This window comes from Paenibacillus herberti (genome assembly GCF_002233675.1).
GTDB lineage: Bacteria > Bacillota > Bacilli > Paenibacillales > Paenibacillaceae > Paenibacillus_O > Paenibacillus_O herberti.
In genome coordinates, this window is sequence record NZ_NMUQ01000003.1 from 128,926 (window position 1) to 146,958 (window position 18,033).

Genomic DNA, 18,033 nt, shown 5'->3' on the forward strand with positions numbered 1-18,033 from the left:
TTTGTTAGTGCTCCAGCCATGAAACCCGTGGAAGTCCCGTCCCCTCGGAACTCTTTGCTTCGGTTGTTGAATCAGCAATCCATTTATGAAAAAGCTCTTGGTTCACGCTTTAACGAGCTGCATCCGCTTATCCGCGAAAGATTCTCGCTCCACAGCGGTTCCGGTCTCGCCGCCAGAGGCGAGGGAATTATGCATTCGATCTGGTACAGCAAGCTTGCCGCGCTGCCGCTCCAGATCGGGACGTATCGCAATATTATGTTCCCGGAGAGCGGGACAGAGATTCCTTTTTCCATCGAAAACTACGCCTACCGCGACACTGTCGGCCGGGAAACGGTCACATGGGTTCGCAAGTTTCGCTTCCCGCATCGGGTTCGCCGCTTCGATGCTACGATGATATACAGCCGCGAGCGCGGCTGTATCGTTGATTACCTTGGCAACAGGCAGCATTTGGCGGTCGATATCGAGGCCGAGCCTTCATCGGAAGGTGGCATTCGTATCCGCTCGGGCTCTCAGCGGTTTTATGAAGGGTGGCTGGGGTTCCGTTTTCCCGATTCGTTCACGGGCCGGGCTGATGTGCATGAATGGTATGATGAGCGGCTGGAGCGCTTCCGTATTGAAGTAAGGGTGCGCAGCCCGCTAATCGGGGACGTTTTCCGGTATGAAGGCAGCTTCCGCAACACGATGTTGGTGCTAGGTTCGGCGGCTCCACCGGCAGATGTGCTGCCCCTGCGCATCGAGCGCCGGGAGTAGCGAACGGTCTTGCTGTTCGGAACAAAACGGTACTCCCTCCGATTAGATAGGCTCCAGGACGGCACGCCGCAAAGCTCAGCTCTTACCGTCCCCCGTGCCAGGCCCTCCTCTCAAGAGAAGGGCCATCTTCTATGTTCTATTCCTAATTACAAGTCGTAAATAGTCAATAGTGGCTCGAGTAGGGGGAACGATGACGACGTATCGAACGCTCCATTGGTAATGACGTCACTGAAATAAGTATTGATTCCTGCAAAACTCACCATCGAAAATCTGAGTCCGCCCACGTATTGGTTATTTACACTTGCGATGTAAGTAACGGTACCGGTGCTTCTAGTGAATGAAGAGGTCAAATTGAAGTGGATCTCGACACCGGGAGGAATCAGGCTCATGGGATAAGGTTGTGCCACGCTCCCCTCAATACTTACGCGGTCGAACGTTATATTTTGCGTGTTGTTGAGAATATCGAAACCTCTCGTGGCTGTAATGGAAGACGAGCCGTCGTCTGGCGGGGGTATGTTTACAGTATTTACAGCACAGGTAACAATGACCAGTAAAATAAACAGAACTAGAATGATCCCCATGTTGGATCCTTTTAACTTGTTGACTCCTTCGCGTTCATAACTCATGTCTATGTCTCCCCCAATAAAAGATTCTCGTAACATAGTATGAGAATGGAAGAGAAACGGACTATGGCAGATGCCCTGGTCGTTTTGATCAAGCCTTCATATGAATATGAGAGATCTCTTCTTCATCGTACAAAGACGAAAGTTTACAACTCTTTCCTGCGATAGCTTTCATAGAGCTAAAGAGAAGAAGTATGTATGATTGATGAGGGAGTTTTTATCTCATGACCGGAGGTCAGAGAACAATTTGTTTTATCCGGAAGGAGCGTGCCACTTGGAAAAGGTTTATTTTCAAAACGCTCCGTCTGTTTACGAGAAAGCCCATCAGCTTTATCTGACTGAATCCGCCCGCATCCGAGCGCTGCTGCCCGAAGCCGATTTGCAGCATATAGGTAGCACGGCCGTGACGGGAAGCTGGACCAAAGGGGATCTCGACATTCAGGTTCGGGTGACGAAAGATCAGTTCGACAATGCCGCGAGCATGCTCTTTCGCATGTATGACATTAATGAAGGCAGCGACTCAACCGACAGTTTCAGATCGTTCAAGGATGATGAGATGAACCCGCCTCTTGGTGTGCAGCTAACGGTCATCGGATCAGAAGTTGATTTTTTCTATAAAATACGTGACGTGATGCGCATCAACGACAGCTACAGACAGCAGTACGATGATCTGAAGCAGCGCTTCCAGGGCGGAGACATGGAGGCATATCGCGCTGAGAAGAATGAGTTTTTTGCTTGGCTGATGGAAACGCCGGAATATAGCAAGCTCGACGCAAAAAGGGATACGGGAGCGTAGAGGCAGGGACGGTAGATTTAAATCAAGATGGTAGACTTTCGGGTTATGATCAAGCGGAATCGTCGCTCTTTATTACGCCGACCAACTGAATCCGCTGCGCATCGAGCGCAGGGAACGAATGTCAAAGAACCGCCCTGGCAGCAGGGCGGCTTTAGGTTTTTACTCCAACGGAACCTGAACGGTGATGTCATAAGGCTTTTTGAAGTAGACTTCCTCGATATACAAATATTCCGGTTCTTCCTTCGTATCAAAGATAAGCGTCTTCTCGTAAAGGGATTTTCCATCCGATTGTTTGACATAATTTCCAGGCTTGGATGTTTTCACAGGCACAAGCCCGGATTTCGTTCCAAGGGATATGCCCTTTGGTATAATTTCAAACGTATCATAAGTAAGAGTCAACTGGACGTCGGCAGATGTTCGAGATAGATCCTTTACTCTTATTTGCTTACCTCCAACGTCAAATACCTGATCTTTAGACGAGGTGAGAGGAATGTTGCGTTCGATTCGCTTGTAGCTAGGCAGCTCCTTCACTTTAATTTCCAGCGAATGTAGCGGCTGTGGCAGCTCCTCGTATATCAGACTAATTCCGATTTTGTTATCCTTCAGTAAATTATTGATTTGCCTACTTGTGGAACTTACTGGAATCCCGTTGGCGATAAGCTCCATGCCATCTAGAGTACCGTCTACCATCATGAAATGATCCGTATCCTCGATAGCGGTGAAAGTTCCCTTGATTTCTGTCATGGTCGGAGTGGCAATAATGGATTCAATAGAAAGCGTCCCTATATCCGTCAGGAAATCTTTATTAAACGTCTGCTCAATATTTGATTTCAAAGCTTTATTGGGATCGTAAGTGAAGGTTATATTTTCTAATTTCCTTGTACCATCGTTGAATTCAATCCAGAATTGCATCGTAAGTTTTTTGGAGAATGGACTTACAGGGGTAAATTCATGATAACCCTTGTATTCCGTTTTATTTTCATTAAATCTGGAAGAGCCCCCTGTCGAGTCGGAATCCGTCAAAAGGCCCTTAACACGGGTAGGATGAAAATCGATACTATCAGGGGCATGGTCCTCTACCTTCAACCCATCCGAATTACGCAGCGTATAATACACAATCAATTGATTGGCGTCCGACATCAGCCTGTTAATCGTCAACGTAGTACCGTCCTCATAGGTTTTGCTTTCATTAAGGGACTGCCCCAGACCCTCTTCGTTCAGCTCCTTCAAGCTGCCGCCCACAATCCCGTCAAATCCGAGGAGCAGCTTCCCATAATAGGAGAATGCATTATATTGATTGCCCGACACGAGAAATACAATCAGCACAACTGCGACGATTTTCCAGAGCGATCCAATTCGTCTCGGCCTTACCGGAGCAGCTCGGTTCACTCTCCTGGTCAGGCTGCCACTCATCAACCAACACCAGCTTGTTTCGCTTATGTAACATGCTCTTGCAGCCATTCGCTAAGATCGTTTTGCTCCAGCTGTAAAAAACCTCTGGGTCTCTAAGCTGATCAATCTTTTCATAAACTCTTACAATCATGTCCTCCATGGCATCCATGGCGTCATTGGCGTTGCCCATATAGCTGAAAGCCAGCTTATAATAAGATTCCTTTTCCAAAAGGATTAAATGAAGAAGTGCTTCCTTATCTCCCTTTTTTGCTTTTTTTACGTAACGCATCAGGCTCATTCCTTAGCCTCCTTCCTCTATAAGAGTCATGCCCCCAAGGAAAAGTTCATTTCTCTGCGGTGATTTATTGCATATGGCGGTTGCGCGTAAGTACCTTTTATTTCATCGATAGAGTTGGGTTATACTAGAAAAAGATTGTTCAAGTAATTACATCTTCCGGGAGGTGCTCGGGTCAACTCATGGAAAAGGTTCTAACGTCTCTGGGCAAATTCCGGCTGGCGGCCGGGGTTGCCCTCTTCATGATGCTGCTGGAGCTAGCCGTAGAGCTATCTCAGCCTTACATCATCTCCCGCATCATCGACGACGGCATCCGCGAGGGAAACATATCCGTTGTCTGGTTATGGGGCGGCATCCTGACGGGAGGCGCGTTCCTGGCATTCGCCGCCGGAATCGTCGGCTCCTATTATGCGGCCTATGCTAGCCAAGGCTTTGGCTACGATCTGCGCGAAAGGCTGTATACGAAGGTGCAAAACTTCTCCTACGAGGTATTCAGCCGCTTCGCTTCCTCCTCACTCATCACTCGCCTGACGGGCGACGTGAGTCAGGTGCAGGAAACGATTTTCATGGGGCTGCGCTTTATGACTCGGATTCCGCTGCTCGTGGCGGGCAGCGTCATCATGGCGATGATGATCAACCTCAAGCTTGGACTTATTCTCGGAGCATCCGTCCCGCCGCTGCTGTTGTTCGTTTGGTGGATGATCCGCCGGGCGGGTAAGGTGTTCCGTATGGTGCAGCAGCGGCTCGACAAGGTCAATGGCGTCATTAGCGAAAATCTGACCGGCATCCGCCTTATCCGCGTGTTTGTGCGAATGGGCCACGAGAATCGCCGTTTCCAGGAAGCAAGCTCCAATCTCATGCGCGGCACAGTAGGGGCGCTGAAGCTGACCGAGTCGACGCTGCCTTTCATCATGCTGCTCGTCAATGCCGCGGTTATTCTCATCCTCGCGTTCGGGAGGATCGACATTGCCGCAGGCGCGGCTACCGAGGGCGAGACAGTCGCCGTCGTCAATTATGCGCTGCGCACTATTGGCGCGATGAGCATGCTGGCGTGGATCGCGGCGATGTTCTCGCGTGCAGGAGCTTCAGCGCAGCGCATCCGCGAGGTGCTGAATGCGGACGCCGACGGACCGCAGGGAGAAACATCCGGCGACGGGCCGCTGACTGGCTCCAGCGTGGAGTTTCGCGGGGTATCGTTTTCCTACCCCGAGAGCGATCGTGCTGTTCTGGAGGAGATCAGCTTCCGCGTCGGGGCGGGGCAGCGCATCGCCATCATGGGAGCGACCGGCTCCGGCAAGTCATCGCTTGTGCAACTGATGCTGCGTTTGTACGATCCGGATGAAGGGCAGATGCTCATCGGAGGCGTCGATGCCCAGCAGTTGGATGTCCGCTCGCTGCGCGGGGCGATCGGTTATGTTCCGCAGGAAGCAGTCCTTTTTTCCGGTACGGTTCGTGAAAATATCGCTTGGGGCCGACCCGACGCGACCGACGAAATGATCGCGCAAGCAGCCCACGCTGCTCAGCTGCATGAAACTATTCTCGGGCTGCCGCAAGGGTATGACACCCGGCTTGGACAACGCGGCGTCAATCTGTCCGGTGGACAGAAGCAGCGACTGTCGATTGCTCGTGCGCTTGTGCGCGAGCCGCAAATTCTCATCCTCGATGATAGCACGAGTGCGCTGGATGTGAAGACCGAGGCTGCGCTGCTGCAGGCGTTGGAGGGAATGAACTGCACCACCTTCCTCATTACGCAGAAGATCAGTTCAACCGCCTCCGCCGATATCATCCTGCTGCTTGAAGAAGGGCGATTGACGGAGTCCGGGCGGCATGAGGAGCTGCTGCGAGAATCCGGGCTCTATCGCCGCATCTATGAGTCGCAGTATGGAAAGGAGGCGCGCCATGCTTAAGGGACTTCTAGAGCCTTTCCGCGTTCCTAAGCCGGATACGGATAGTGTGGCCGCGTTGCCGGAAGTGGCGCAGGGCGGAGGGCATAAGGGGGGCAAACGCCCCAAGCAAAGGGCCAAAAACATGTCCGGCACACTGGAGCGCCTATGGGGCTATCTCGCTAAACGTAAGCTAAAGCTGTTTGCGGTGCTGGCGCTCGTTGCGATCAGCTCTGGCCTGGCCCTGCTCGGGCCGTACTTGATCGGTCAGGCGGTTGACCTTTACCTGAAGATGGGGGACAGCGCGCCGGGGATTCCTTGGGGCTGGTTCCTGGCTGCGCTTGGCGCGGTGTATGTACTGACTTCCGTTGTGTCCTGGACACATAATATCTGGATGATTTCGATCGCTCAGGAGACGGTTTATCGGCTGCGGACGGATCTTTTTGCGCATCTGCATCGACTTCCGATTCCCTTCTACGGGCGCAGGCAGCAGGGCGAGATCATGAGCCGTTTAACCAATGACGTCGAAAATGTCAGCTCAACCCTGAATAGCTCGGCGATTCAAATTTTTTCCAGCGTGCTGACACTAGTTGGCACCGTCTCGGTTATGCTGTGGCTAAGCCCGTTAATGACGCTCGTTACTTTCACGGTCGTGCCAATCATGGTCTTCGGGATGCGCTGGATCACCAAGCGGACCGGTCCGTTATTCAAAGTGCGTCAGCGCAGCCTCGGCGAGCTGAACGGATATATTGAAGAGACGCTTTCCGGGCAGCGCATCATTAAGGCTTTTTCACAGGAAGAACGGGTGCAGGGCGAGTTCCGCGAACGCAATGAGAGCATCCGAGTTGCCGGTTTCTGGGCGCAAACGATCTCCGGTTTCATTCCTAAATTGATGAACAACCTCAATAACCTTAGCTTCGCTCTCATCGCTGGCGTTGGCGGTATCCTTGCGGTGCGTGATGTCATTACAGTCGGCACGATTATCGTGTTCGCCGAGTATTCCCGCCAGTTCACCCGGCCGCTCAACGATCTCGCCAACCAATGGAATACGCTGCTGTCGGCTATCGCCGGTGCGGAGCGGGTATTCGAGATTATGGACGAGGAGCCTGAGGAGCGCGAGAACAGCGGAGCGGTGGCCTTGGAGCGTGTAGAGGGAGAAGTCCATTTTGAAAATGTCGGCTTCGCCTACGAAGAGGGCCGCCCGATTTTGTCAGGCGTAACCTTCCAGGCTAAGCCTGGCGAGATGATCGCCCTTGTTGGTCCCACTGGCGCGGGCAAAACGACGCTCATCAACCTGCTGTCGCGTTTTTATGAGCCGACCGAAGGACGCATCACGCTGGATGGACGCGATCTCTCGACGATTCGCCGCGACAGTCTGCGCTCGGGGATGGCATTTGTGCTGCAGGACTCGTTCCTGTTTGCAGGTACGATTCGAGAGAATATCCGTTATGGCCGGCTGGACGCTGCCGATGAAGAGGTCGAGGCGGCGGCGAAGCTCGCCAACGCTCATGGTTTTATCGTCAGGCTGAAGGGTGGCTACGACAAAATGCTGAGCGCCGACGGCAACGGCATCAGCAGCGGCCAGCGCCAGCTGCTTGCCATTGCCCGCGCCATTCTCGCTAATCCGTCCATGCTCGTGCTGGATGAAGCGACCAGCAGTATAGACACCGTGACGGAGATCAAAATCCAGGAGGGACTGCAGCGACTTATGAGCGGCCGCACCAGCTTTGTCATCGCTCATCGGCTCGGCACGATCCGCGAAGCTGACCGCATTCTCGTCCTGAAGGACGGACGGCTGCTGGAGCAAGGCTCGCATGATGAGCTTTTGAGTCAGGGCGGATTTTACAGCGAGCTGTACAACAGCCAGTTGAGACGCGAGACGGCGGGAGCTGTGGAGGGAAGCGGGGAGCTTGGCGGTAATGGAGCTAACAGCGGAGGTGCATCTCCGACCGGAGAAGCTGCTCTCGAAGCTACGCAGCATGGAGAACGTTGCAGTGAAGCTTTGCAGGAGGCAGTTGCGCCGCATGGCAGCGGAGCAACTTCCCCGGATGCTGCGGAGACCGACGTGGCTGCGAGTGCAGGGCCGAAAGCGTAGCTCGAGACAACCGACAAGGATTATTTACCATGCAGGCTCCTACATAAGGGGCCTGTTTTTTATTAGACACATCATTTACTTTTGAGATTTTTATTTTATTATCCCGATCAAACTTCGACGGGTTACAGCTATGATGCACAAGGAAACTACGTCGAAACGTCTACTGATGCTTCCGGCGTCGTAACTGTAACCAAGTCTGATGCGCTTGGCAACGTTCTGGAGCAGAAGGATGGAAAAGGTAACCTCACCGGATTCCAATACGACAAGCTTTCCAGACTTGTACAGGCAACAGAAGCGGACGGCAGCATGACCAACTATGGCTATGACCTGGTTGGCAATCTGACCGAAGTTAAGCTGAATACAAAGCCGTAGAAAGTCTCACTTATAATGGACAGAACCAGCCGCTCTCTTTTACGAACGCTTTAGGCAAAACAACGACTTATAGCTATGATGCAAATGGCAATCGGAAAGAGACAAAAACGCCTAACGGCGACAACATCAGCTATACTTATACGGCTCTGAATCAATTGGACATCAAAACAGCCGGTGAAATTAGCTGGGACTATGATTACGATACAAACGGAAACTTGAAATCGGTCAACAATAATTGGAGAAGCTTTTTGTATTTTGATGACGGTCAGGTCAAACAAGAAGTCGATCGCGGCAACACAAAAGGTTACCTTTATTACGACAATAATTGGCTGAAGAGCTTGACCTACTCGGCGCCTGGAAGCCCTGCATCAACGCTGGAGTACGTATACACTGATTCGGGCGAGCTGAAGACGCTGACGAAAGACAAGCAGTCTTTAATAACGTTCCACTATAACGATACGGGTAGCTTGACTGCTGCGGATAGAGCCAACGGCATATCGACGGCCGCGTCGTATGAAGCCGGTAAGGACCAATTGAGGTCATACGGTACCTACCAAAAAGACAAAACGCCGATTTACGAGCAAACCTTTACGTATGATCGCAATGGAAACGTCGAGACAATTCAGTCTCAGCAGGGAACAGTCCGTTACACGTACGATGAAAAAGATCAGCTTACCAAAGAGGTGCTGGCAGACGGTACCGAAATATCGTATACGTATGACAAGCTTGGCAATCGAACATCTAAATCGATTCTAAAAGCAGGACAAACGACAAGCACAACGTATACTTTCAACAACAAAGGCAGTCAGCTGAGTGCGGTTAATGGTCAGGCATACAGCTATGATGAAAATGGAAATCTTCTGTCCGACGGCAAAAACAGTTATGCTTACGATGTATTGGACCAGTTGACGGAAGTCAAAGATACGTCCGGTAAAGTAATCTTCAAAGCAAGCTACGACGAGCAGGGTCGCCGGATTCAAACGGTAACGGCAAAAGGAACAACCAACTACTTCTACGAAGGAAACCGTGTTCTGTATGAAACGGATGCCTCCAATCGAATCACGGTTCGATACATTTGGGATGAAGAAGACAACCCGGTTGCGATGGATGGGCAAACCTATTCTTATCACCTGAACGGCCACGGCGACGTCGTTCGGTTGACGGATTCAACAGGCAACGTAGTAGCCGCGTATGAATACGACGCATGGGGCAACATCCTGCAGCAAAGCGGAGCGATGGCGGAAGCCAACCCGTACCGTTACGCGGAGTATCAGTACGACTCGGCAACGGGACTGTATTATTTGATGTCCCGGTACTATAATCCGAACCTGGGCCGCTTCATCTCGACCGACCCGGCGTTTGGCCTTCCGGATCATCCGGTGACGCTGAATGATTATAGCTACGCGATCAACAACCCAGTAACGTTGACGGATGATAATGGGGAGCTTCCATTTTTCCTTGTTCCAGTTTTTATTATTTTCGTTAAAGTGGGCGGAAAATGGGTAGCTAAGCAAGTAGTTAAAAAAGTAGCTAAAAAACTATAAATGAGCAAATTCACTTCCAGTAAACTGTAAAACAAAAAAGAAGAGAGACAAAGCATTCTCCTTGTGGTAAAAAGTAGTCACCACAACTGATTTTCACCAAGGAGAAATTGCTATGTCTCATACTGCCATCCTACCCGATCATGCCGCGCTTCGCAATTACTTGTTACAACACCGGTTACCGCTGTATTTTTCTAAGCCGGTCGTGGCACATATCGAGACATACATGGCGGCGGCTGCAGCGAAAGGTTTTCGTGGCAAGGTAGTGGATCTAGCCGAGTATAGTAGCTGCCACCGTACGACACTTGGGCATTTTCTGGCCGAAGGCAAGTGGGATGAAGCGGTGTTGCAAAACAAAGTCAAGGTCGAATCACTTCGGTACGTGGTTCAAATAGCCAAGCAGACAGCAGAGCCGCTGTTTGTTATTCATGATGATACGATCTCCAAGAAGACAAAGCCTTCGTCACAGGCGCAATCTCCGATGGAGCAGACCGGGTTTCATCATTCTCACTTGGAAGGAAAAGTGGTTTGGGGCCATCAAGTTCAAGCGACGGTGGTCCAAAGTAACGACACTTCTTTGATCCATTCCATTGACTTGTACGACAAAACGAAAACGAATCCCGACGGCACGGTGTATACAAAAATAGATCATGTGTGCGATATAGCCGCTACGCTGCCTCTTCCGCCTCATGGCGGTTACGTGCTTGTGGATTCTTGGTTCACTTGCTCTCGCGTAATCGACAGCTACGCCTCTGCTGGCTACCATCTTATTGGTGGTCTTAAAACCAATCGGATTATCTACCCGCAAGGGATCCGTATCTCCCTAAAGGATTTTTCCGCCCATATCCGCAAAGAAGACGTTCGCCTTGTGACCGTGAACGGAACTTCATACTGGACATACCGATATGAAGGCGCCTTGAACGATATTGAAAATGCTGCCGTTCTGCTGTGCTGGCCGGAGCAAGCGTTTGGTGTGCCTAAAGCGCTACGCGCTTTTTTGTGCACGGATGTTTCCTTGGATACGGAAACGATTTCCATGTATTACAGCAAGCGTTGGCCCATTGAGATTTTTTTCCGCCAGTCCAAAAACAATCTTGGCTTCGATACCTACCAGGTTCGTTCAGCAACGGCATTTACCCGCCTGTGGGCGTTGCTGGCTTGGACACATTTGTACTGTACTACAGGGTTAGGGCAACCCTGCCCTTTTGGCGAAGGATTGCGTACGGTTCGGAAGCAAGTCCAACTGGACCGACTTCAGTTTGTCTACGATTGCGGCAAGAACGGCATTCCATTTCACGTAGTTCGTGAACAGTTCAAGTTGGCTTGACCTATTTTGGGATTTTTTGTATCCGTTTTTGCTCATTTATAGTAAAAAAGCTGTTCGGAAGTCAAGCAAGGGTAAGTATGCCCCGCTCAAGAATCATTCGACTATTAAAGGGAATAAGTTACCAATTAATGGAAGACCCGGCTCCTCAATGGATCGTGTCGATAATAATGGACAACTTATTCAACGGAGGTACTACGATAAAAATGGTAGGCCTAAAAAGGACGTTGATTTTACAGATCATGGAAACCCTAAACAACATCCTAAGGTTCCTCACGAACACTTATGGGACTGGAGTAATCCCAATAAACCAATAAGAAAATAGTAGTAGAGAGGTGAATATGTTGAAATATTCATTTGAAGAATTAGCTAATGATTTAAAAATAGGGCATGAAGTTGAATTTAGTTTCCAGGGAGACCAATACTCTATTAGTCATAATAAGAGCGAATGGCATTTCACAAAGTTCGGCGATGATAAATTCGAAACCTATCCAAACTGTATTTCTCTTTTAAAAGACGCTAGGATAAACTCGAAATCAATTGAAAATATTTGGGATGAAGTTGAAGTGAATTCAATTTTTTAGTTGATGAGGTCTAATTGTCAGTTTTATTGGGTCTGTCAAATATTTTGTGTAAACTCTCTTACTAGGCTTCTCCCCTCGGGGAGAAGAATGAAATTTATTTGAGAAAATGCCCGATGCGATCCGGGAAGAAGACGGATAGCTGGAGAAGCATTTGCCCCCAGTTTTGAACGCGGCCTGTCCATTTGCGTGTCACGTCCATCGTGGCCAAGTAAAGCATTTTGAGCAAGGAATCATCTGTTGGAAAGATACTCTTGCCTTTCGTCACCTTGCGCAACTGACGGTGGTAGCTCTCCATGATGTTGGTTGTGTAGATAATCTTGCGAATTTCTGCGGGGTACTTAAAGAACGTCGCGAGCTCGTCCCAGTTGTTGCGCCAGGATTTCACAATGAGCGGGTATTTGGTGCCCCATGTTTCCTCGAAACGATCGAGCTCTAGTAACGCCATCTCTTCGTTAACTGCCTTATAGATGGGCTTCAGGTCCGCAGTGACCTTTTTGATGTCCTTGTAGGAGACAAACCGCGTGGAATTACGGATCTGATGGATGATACACTTCTGGATTTCGGTCTGCGGATAACAGGCGGAGATTGCTTGCGTGAAGCCGTTCAAGTTGTCGACACAGGTGATGAGAATGTCTTGGACTCCGCGGTTTTTCAGGTCATTTAGGACATTAAGCCAGAACTTGGAGGACTCGTTCTCGCCGATCCACATGCCGAGTACATCTTTGCAACCCTCTAAGTCAATGCCAATCACCATGTAAGCCGCCTTGTTCACAATCGCCCCGTCTTGCTTGACCTTGAAGTGAATGGCATCGAGAAAGACAACCGCATACACGGACTGCAGCGGCCGGTTTTGCCACTCTTTGATGAGCGGAATAATCTTGTTCGTCACGTTCGAAATGAAGGTCGGAGAAAGGTCGATTCCATACAGATTCTGCAGGTGATCCTGGATCTCCCGAGTACTTACACCTTTGGCGTAAAGGGCAATAATTTGATCCTCAATGCCAGTTACGTTAGATTGGTGCTTCTTCACGACAAGAGGCTCAAACTCGCCATCACGGTCACGAGGGATGCTGATTTCCTGCTCGCCATACTCGCTTACGATGTTCTTCTTGCTCTTCCCATTGCCACTATTCTTCGTCTGCTTGTTCTGAATGTCATGCTTGGAGTAGCCTAAATGCGTATCCATCTCGGCTTCAAGCATCTCTTGAAGCGTCTCGGCAAACAGATCTTTTAGCGCATTCTGAGCATCCTGTGCGGAGACCAATTTGTTCTCCTTAATGAAAGCTCGTAGCTGCTCTTTCGTCCATAATCCCATGTGTACTCCCCAGCCTTTCGTATACGACCATTTTAATAGGTTTGGGAGTTTACACAATCTATTTTACAGACTCCAGCTGACCGAAGTCAAAGATGTCTAAGGTGAATTACTCTCCAAAGCAAGTTAAGAACGACAGGGCCGCCGTATTCAAATAAAGGGGATTATGGGTATAATTATGACCAAACGTTTATAATTAATTTACGTGATGAATGATTTATGTTGAACATAAATAAAGCCTGTTGAGAGAACCCAACAGGCTAACTGAATTTCTGCGGCTTTTTTCTTTGTATATCATCAAAAGTATTATCATTATTCTATTTTTAAGACGAGTTTTCCACCAGTTCCATTCTCTACAAAGATGGAACTGCTTGTTGTCAGCTCTATCGTTTGGTAGTTATACATATAATCTCTGATATCATAGATATAATCAAATACAAATTTTCCTTCATTCACAAAAACAATCCTACGTTTGATATCCGTTTCTAATCTGTCCAAATTACATTTGGCCCCAACAAGTTTATCTATAGCTTCTTCATAGAGAAAAGGATCTTCAATTATAAATGCCTTATCCCAATCAAAAGGAGTAATATCGGAAAATTTTGCAATTATATTTGTATTATTTAACTCAGAGATGTTTTGTTCGATTATTTTTGATTTGTCATTAGTGTTATCGCTAGTTATACGGGTGAATGCCAAATATCCTACTGAAATTAATCCAACGAATACAACTAATACGAGTATACGTAGTTTGCTTTTTTCCATATGTTCCTCCTCTTCAATTCTAGTAGTGAAGTATAACATATGCCTAAACCATACTCCATAATCTGTATTAAGCCTTTATCAGTATTGATTTCTACATCCAATTTGATTTCTTTTACACCCTCCAATAGGTTCTCAATATCCATGTTCAAATCTCCAAACGCTGAATTATCAAATTCAATCAAAATAAAATAGCTCTTCAAACTTCTTGTCTAAAGCAATACAAAGAATCAAGGCCAGTTTTGCTGTTGGGTTAAATTGTCCTGTTTCAATGGAACTAATCGTATTCCGAGAAACACCAACTAATTTTGCCAGCTGCGCTTGCGATAATTTTTTTTCATTTCGTGCTTCTTTTAAATAATTTCTCAGAATCAGTTCATCTTCCATCGGCTCACCCTATATACTTAATTATTTTCTATCAATTTAACAATATGGATAACCGAGAAAGTCAGCGTCGCAAGTGTATAGAGAATTGAAAGCACAATATCGCGCCTGCGTTTCATGCGAATTGCTTTGAAGATGAAGCCAGCGGCCGAAACAGAAAATATAATAGCATATAAGCCGAAATCCAAACCATCACCGACCAGACTTTGCGTCACAAAAAAGATGGTAGCCAATAATATCGCCGTAATAGAACCAATATTGCCCGCACTTGTCTGAACTTCTATATCATATAAGTCTTTATTTTTGTTTTCTTTTCTGCTTTTCGACAGAATTTCATCTTTGTTAATGAGGATCCCTCCTTAGTACTTGCCAAGTTTTCTTGTCTTGCTGTTAAATATATATTTACCAAATTTTCTTGTCAATTTTGGGCTCTAACCCAAAATCAGTGGTTGACCGTTTATCCAGACAGCTTATGTCGATTGCATTCGATTAATATACCAGCTTTGTAACAATCACGATTACGAGTGAAGTAATGTCGTCGTTGGTAGGCTTTGATGCGATTATGACGACCTTCTACCGTCGCATTGGTCCAACGACAACGGTGGTAATTCACGATCTCTTCTTCCCAATTACGCATGGTTTTCAAGGCGCTTCGCACCGCCTCATGATCGATCTGAGTGCCTTGCTGACACCAACGATTAAAACCAATCTGAGCAAGGCTAACATTCGCTGAATAATCATACCAACGAGAGAAGGACTCTTTCCATTCCCAGACGCTACGCAAAAGCGAAGAGTAGCCAAGCAGCGTATGAAGCATACTGAGTTCTTGTTCAGGCAGTGTTTCCGCTTGTGGATTCAGTAGTCTGTGGTGTCGCTTTAGCATTTCTTTGGCTTTTGGAGTCAATAGGAGTTGTACCGATTTACGCACAGCTTGAACAGCTTCTATGACATAACCATGGACATGAAATCGGTCGGCAATACGAATAGCCTTGGGAAAGCATTCGTTTATCCACGTGTGATATCCCTTGGCTAAATCCATAACAACGGCTTTAGGTTGAAGGCCAAGGAACTCAGGGTGCTGGCGAGCATAAGCACGCAAGTCTTCTAGCTTGCGGCCAGCAAGCAGATCTAGCATAGTTTCGCCCCGTAAATTGTGAATGCCGGTATTGTAGGTATGCCCTTTCTTGATCGCAAAATCATCGATTCCCAGCACCAAACCCTCCATCTGCTTGGCTTCATTCCAAGCTTGTTGCACGAGTCGCTCACTCTCTGCGGGAATAGCGTCTTGATGCATCCGCTGTACCGTGCTGGCTGGAGTCTCTTGCATTTTTGCGCTATGCGCTGCCGTGGACCCAAGCGCTTGCTCCACCGTTTGATTACGAAAGAGTCGACTGTAGCGCTGTTTAGGACCCACAAAATAATAGGCCCACACGAAGCCGATTCGACAACGTGAACAGGACAACCGGAGTGCTGGCACATGTAAATAACTCTTTTTGCCGAATAAGGACAAATGCCTAATTTTACGAGGTGTATTTTTGCCTTCTCGTTTCACGAAATGTTCAGAATGGCAAATGGGACAAGGCTGCAATCGGGCTGTTGGATATGCTCGAAGGTGCACCTCGTTTTCACCTATGGATAGAATTTCATGGATCTCTAGTTCTGGTAATCCTAGCATTTCGTTGATATACTGGAGTGGCATCTGTTTATCCTCATTTGTTGTTGGGTAGGACTTACAACAATACAGGATTTACGGATGTTTTTCTATTTTCAACCTCGATTTACCTCGTCAACCGCTGATCTCGAGCTAGAGCCCAATTTTGAAGGCAAAAACCCCCGAGCGACGCTCGCTAAAAGCGAGGCGACAGCCCGAGGGTGAAGGTTTTATTACAATGAAGCAGCCCTATGAAAACAGGAGCGGAGCCAAAGGTCGAGCTCGGAGAAGCGTCAGCGTTCGCATTTGAAGTCGGATTTCCACCTCTCTGGAGAGTTAAATTCAAGGAAATCTGAGTTCAAGAGCGATCGGAGGGCCGACCTTTGGCGCAGCCGATGTTTTCACTGGTCCCCGCACTATAAGCTCATCGACTCCATCTGCGAGCGCGGATTGTTGAACGTCGTGATCCAGTTACGGATGGCGGTGACGATAATGATAATGCCCAGCACCAGCATAATGATCGACAAAACCGCGTTCAGCACGTTGTAGCCGGCTGCGTCCGGATTGAGGTAAACGTTGCGAACCATCCAGTATCCCGCATAGTTGACCGTGACGAACAGATAAGCGAGCGGAATGAGGCAAGTGAGCATATAACGCCGCTTGTCCGCGATACGCAGAATGACGGTTGCGCCGATGATTAAGCCGATGGAGGCCATCAACTGATTGGATACACCGAACAGCGCCCATACCGAGCCTATATCACCCGAGAAGAGCAGGTATCCCCACATGAAACATGCGAGCGCACTGGCGAAAATAGTACCCGGAACCCAATCGACCCGTTTAAGCGGCTTGTACAGCTCGCCGAAAAAGTCCTGGATCAGGTAGCGGGAAACCCGCGTCCCGGCATCAATCGCGGTCAAAATAAAAACCGCCTCGAACATGATGACGAACTGGAAGAAGTACGGCGCCATATTTTCGAACCAAGGAATTTTCGTGAAAATGTACGTCATCCCTACGGCCAGCGTAACCGCACCGCCTGTGCGGCCTTCCAAGTCCAATCCAATTTCCTCGCTCAGCTGCGGCAAATTGACGACGGACATGCCGAGTGCCTGGAACACCTCCGGCTTGGAGTTGATCGCAAAATAATCGGCTGGGTGCAGAGCCGTTGCGGCGATCAGCGCCATAACGCCGACGAGACATTCGACGAGCATCGCACCAAAGCCGACAACCTTGATGTCGCTCCAGCGATTGAGCATTTTCGGCGTTGTGCCGGAGCCTATGAACGCATGGAATCCTGATATTGCGCCGCAAGCAATCGTAATCGAGATGAATGGCCATACGGGACCTGGCAGAATCGGCCCACCGCCGCCGATGAATTCCGTTACCGCCGGGAATTGAATCGCTGGGTTAATAATGAACACACCGATGATGAGCGCGATGAACACGCCAATTTTCATGAAGCTGCTCAAATAGTCGCGTGGAGCGAGCAGCAGCCAGACTGGCAAAGCCGCCGCGAAAAAGGCATAGATAGGCAGCATGATCGACAGCGTTTTGGTGTCAAACGTCAGCCATTCGCCGACGACTGTTTCCTGGACCCAAGGTCCAGCGAAAACGCCGATCATGAGCAAAATAAAGCCAATCGTGGAAGCGAGCTTCAGGTTGCCGGTCTTTTTATAAAACAAACCGACGCCCATGGCGATCGGAATCGTGATGCCGACGGCGAACGTCCCCCATGGGTTGTTCTCAAGCGCATGCAGCACAACCATGGAGAGGCCTGCCATCGTAATCGTAATGATGAAAAGCATCGCCAAGCCGGTGCAGAAGCCGGCAACGGGACCGAGCTCTTCTTTGGCAACCTCGGACAGGGACTTACCGCCCCGCCGCATGGACGCAAACAGAACGACAGCATCATGCACGGCGCCACCGATAACCGCGCCGATGAGCAGCCAGAGCAGGCCGGGCAGATAGCCGAACTGCGCTGCCAAAATCGGCCCGACAAGCGGCCCTGCCGCAGCAATTGCGGCGAAGTGATGGCCGAAGGACACCCATTTATTCGTTGGCACATAATCCTTGCCGTCCTGGAGTGTATGTGCTGGTGTAGGTATAGCATCGTTCAGCTTCAGCACCTTGACTGCCATGAAGGTTCCATATAATCGATAAGCGATCATCAGAAAGCATATCGAACCAATTACGATTGAAATCGCATTCATAAAAATGCCCTCCCCTTGAACCGTTGATCCTCTAATCATAAAAAATGAAAGCGGAGGGA

At 48.9% G+C, this 18,033-nt stretch carries 17 protein-coding genes; 8 read left to right on the forward strand and 9 right to left on the reverse strand.

All coding sequences use genetic code 11. From position 1 onward, the window contains the following. Positions 1–18 precede the first annotated feature (18 nt). On the forward strand, positions 19–750 hold the full coding sequence (locus CGZ75_RS20050; protein ID WP_089526510.1) for a DUF4166 domain-containing protein: 732 nt from the start codon (positions 19–21) through the stop codon (positions 748–750). Between the two features lie 146 nt (positions 751–896). Here the strand turns inward: CGZ75_RS20050 and CGZ75_RS20055 are convergent, their stop codons facing one another. Next, positions 897–1,376, reverse strand: coding sequence for a hypothetical protein (locus CGZ75_RS20055; protein WP_089526069.1), 480 nt, complete (start codon positions 1,374–1,376; stop codon positions 897–899). Between the two features lie 271 nt (positions 1,377–1,647). On the opposite strand from CGZ75_RS20055, the gene CGZ75_RS20060 reads away from it, so the two are divergent. After that, complete coding sequence (locus CGZ75_RS20060; RefSeq protein WP_089526070.1) at positions 1,648–2,169, forward strand: GrpB family protein; 522 nt, start codon at positions 1,648–1,650, stop codon at positions 2,167–2,169. A gap of 159 nt (positions 2,170–2,328) precedes the next feature. Here the strand turns inward: CGZ75_RS20060 and CGZ75_RS20065 are convergent, their stop codons facing one another. Next, entirely contained in the window at positions 2,329–3,495 is a 1,167-nt protein-coding gene (locus tag CGZ75_RS20065; protein ID WP_176444936.1) for a DUF4179 domain-containing protein, read from the reverse strand. Continuing rightward, positions 3,458–3,859, reverse strand: a complete 402-nt coding sequence (locus tag CGZ75_RS20070) for an RNA polymerase sigma factor (RefSeq protein WP_089526072.1) — start codon at positions 3,857–3,859, stop codon at positions 3,458–3,460. Before CGZ75_RS20070 ends, CGZ75_RS20065 begins: the two co-directional genes overlap by 38 nt. A gap of 179 nt (positions 3,860–4,038) precedes the next feature. On the opposite strand from CGZ75_RS20070, the gene CGZ75_RS20075 reads away from it, so the two are divergent. The 6 genes from CGZ75_RS20075 to CGZ75_RS20110 all read left to right on the forward strand — a co-directional run bounded on the left by CGZ75_RS20075 (position 4,039) and on the right by CGZ75_RS20110 (position 11,655). Then, on the forward strand, positions 4,039–5,763 hold the full coding sequence (locus CGZ75_RS20075) for an ABC transporter ATP-binding protein (protein WP_089526073.1): 1,725 nt from the start codon (positions 4,039–4,041) through the stop codon (positions 5,761–5,763). Then, positions 5,756–7,834, forward strand: coding sequence for an ABC transporter ATP-binding protein (locus tag CGZ75_RS20080; RefSeq protein ID WP_089526074.1), 2,079 nt, complete (start codon positions 5,756–5,758; stop codon positions 7,832–7,834). Before CGZ75_RS20075 ends, CGZ75_RS20080 begins: the two co-directional genes overlap by 8 nt. A gap of 81 nt (positions 7,835–7,915) precedes the next feature. Beyond that, on the forward strand, positions 7,916–8,206 hold the full coding sequence (locus CGZ75_RS20085; RefSeq protein WP_089526075.1) for an RHS repeat domain-containing protein: 291 nt from the start codon (positions 7,916–7,918) through the stop codon (positions 8,204–8,206). 155 nt (positions 8,207–8,361) lie between these two features. Further along, positions 8,362–9,750: an RHS repeat domain-containing protein gene (locus CGZ75_RS20095; protein ID WP_089526076.1), complete on the forward strand. Its 1,389-nt coding sequence runs from the start codon at positions 8,362–8,364 to the stop codon at positions 9,748–9,750. 112 nt (positions 9,751–9,862) lie between these two features. Next, positions 9,863–11,074 carry an IS701 family transposase gene (locus CGZ75_RS20100; RefSeq protein ID WP_089522685.1) on the forward strand — a complete coding sequence of 404 codons (1,212 nt, stop codon included), beginning with the start codon at positions 9,863–9,865 and terminating at the stop codon, positions 11,072–11,074. A gap of 338 nt (positions 11,075–11,412) precedes the next feature. Then, a complete protein-coding gene (locus tag CGZ75_RS20110) occupies positions 11,413–11,655 on the forward strand; it encodes a hypothetical protein (protein ID WP_089526078.1) in 243 nt (80 codons plus the stop codon). A 94-nt stretch (positions 11,656–11,749) separates the two neighbouring features. Here CGZ75_RS20110 and CGZ75_RS20115 read toward each other — a convergent pair whose 3' ends face one another. The 6 genes from CGZ75_RS20115 to cstA form a co-directional block, all read right to left on the reverse strand. Then, a complete protein-coding gene (locus CGZ75_RS20115; RefSeq protein ID WP_089526079.1) occupies positions 11,750–12,970 on the reverse strand; it encodes an IS256 family transposase in 1,221 nt (406 codons plus the stop codon). Positions 12,971–13,279: 309 nt separating this feature from the next. Next, positions 13,280–13,732, reverse strand: a complete 453-nt coding sequence (locus CGZ75_RS20120) for a hypothetical protein (protein WP_089526080.1) — start codon at positions 13,730–13,732, stop codon at positions 13,280–13,282. Between the two features lie 174 nt (positions 13,733–13,906). Further along, positions 13,907–14,116 (reverse strand): helix-turn-helix transcriptional regulator, encoded by a 210-nt coding sequence (locus tag CGZ75_RS20130; protein WP_089526082.1) that lies wholly within the window; start codon positions 14,114–14,116, stop codon positions 13,907–13,909. A gap of 17 nt (positions 14,117–14,133) precedes the next feature. Then, complete coding sequence (locus CGZ75_RS26550; protein ID WP_425436552.1) at positions 14,134–14,466, reverse strand: DUF6442 family protein; 333 nt, start codon at positions 14,464–14,466, stop codon at positions 14,134–14,136. Between the two features lie 104 nt (positions 14,467–14,570). Continuing rightward, the gene (locus tag CGZ75_RS20140) at positions 14,571–15,812 is read right to left on the reverse strand and encodes an ISL3 family transposase (protein WP_089522867.1); all 1,242 of its coding nucleotides are present in this window, start codon (positions 15,810–15,812) and stop codon (positions 14,571–14,573) included. Positions 15,813–16,180: 368 nt separating this feature from the next. Next, positions 16,181–17,974 carry a carbon starvation protein CstA gene (gene cstA / locus CGZ75_RS20145; RefSeq protein WP_089526084.1) on the reverse strand — a complete coding sequence of 598 codons (1,794 nt, stop codon included), beginning with the start codon at positions 17,972–17,974 and terminating at the stop codon, positions 16,181–16,183. Positions 17,975–18,033 lie beyond the last annotated feature (59 nt).

Excerpts from the sequence above, each read along its gene's own strand:
- CGZ75_RS20070 (WP_089526072.1), bottom strand. The coding sequence starts at position 3,859 with ATGAGCCTGATGCGTTACGTAAAAAAAGCAAAAAAGGGAGATAAGGAA.
- CGZ75_RS20115 (WP_089526079.1), bottom strand. The coding sequence starts at position 12,970 with ATGGGATTATGGACGAAAGAGCAGCTACGAGCTTTCATTAAGGAGAAC.
- CGZ75_RS20075 (WP_089526073.1), top strand. The coding sequence starts at position 4,039 with ATGGAAAAGGTTCTAACGTCTCTGGGCAAATTCCGGCTGGCGGCCGGG.
- cstA (WP_089526084.1), bottom strand. The coding sequence starts at position 17,974 with ATGAATGCGATTTCAATCGTAATTGGTTCGATATGCTTTCTGATGATC.
- CGZ75_RS20050 (WP_089526510.1), top strand. The coding sequence starts at position 19 with ATGAAACCCGTGGAAGTCCCGTCCCCTCGGAACTCTTTGCTTCGGTTG.
- CGZ75_RS20055 (WP_089526069.1), bottom strand. The coding sequence starts at position 1,376 with ATGAGTTATGAACGCGAAGGAGTCAACAAGTTAAAAGGATCCAACATG.
- CGZ75_RS20120 (WP_089526080.1), bottom strand. The coding sequence starts at position 13,732 with ATGGAAAAAAGCAAACTACGTATACTCGTATTAGTTGTATTCGTTGGA.
- CGZ75_RS20130 (WP_089526082.1), bottom strand. The coding sequence starts at position 14,116 with ATGGAAGATGAACTGATTCTGAGAAATTATTTAAAAGAAGCACGAAAT.
- CGZ75_RS20100 (WP_089522685.1), top strand. The coding sequence starts at position 9,863 with ATGTCTCATACTGCCATCCTACCCGATCATGCCGCGCTTCGCAATTAC.
- CGZ75_RS20080 (WP_089526074.1), top strand. The coding sequence starts at position 5,756 with ATGCTTAAGGGACTTCTAGAGCCTTTCCGCGTTCCTAAGCCGGATACG.
- CGZ75_RS20140 (WP_089522867.1), bottom strand. The coding sequence starts at position 15,812 with ATGCCACTCCAGTATATCAACGAAATGCTAGGATTACCAGAACTAGAG.
- CGZ75_RS20110 (WP_089526078.1), top strand. The coding sequence starts at position 11,413 with ATGTTGAAATATTCATTTGAAGAATTAGCTAATGATTTAAAAATAGGG.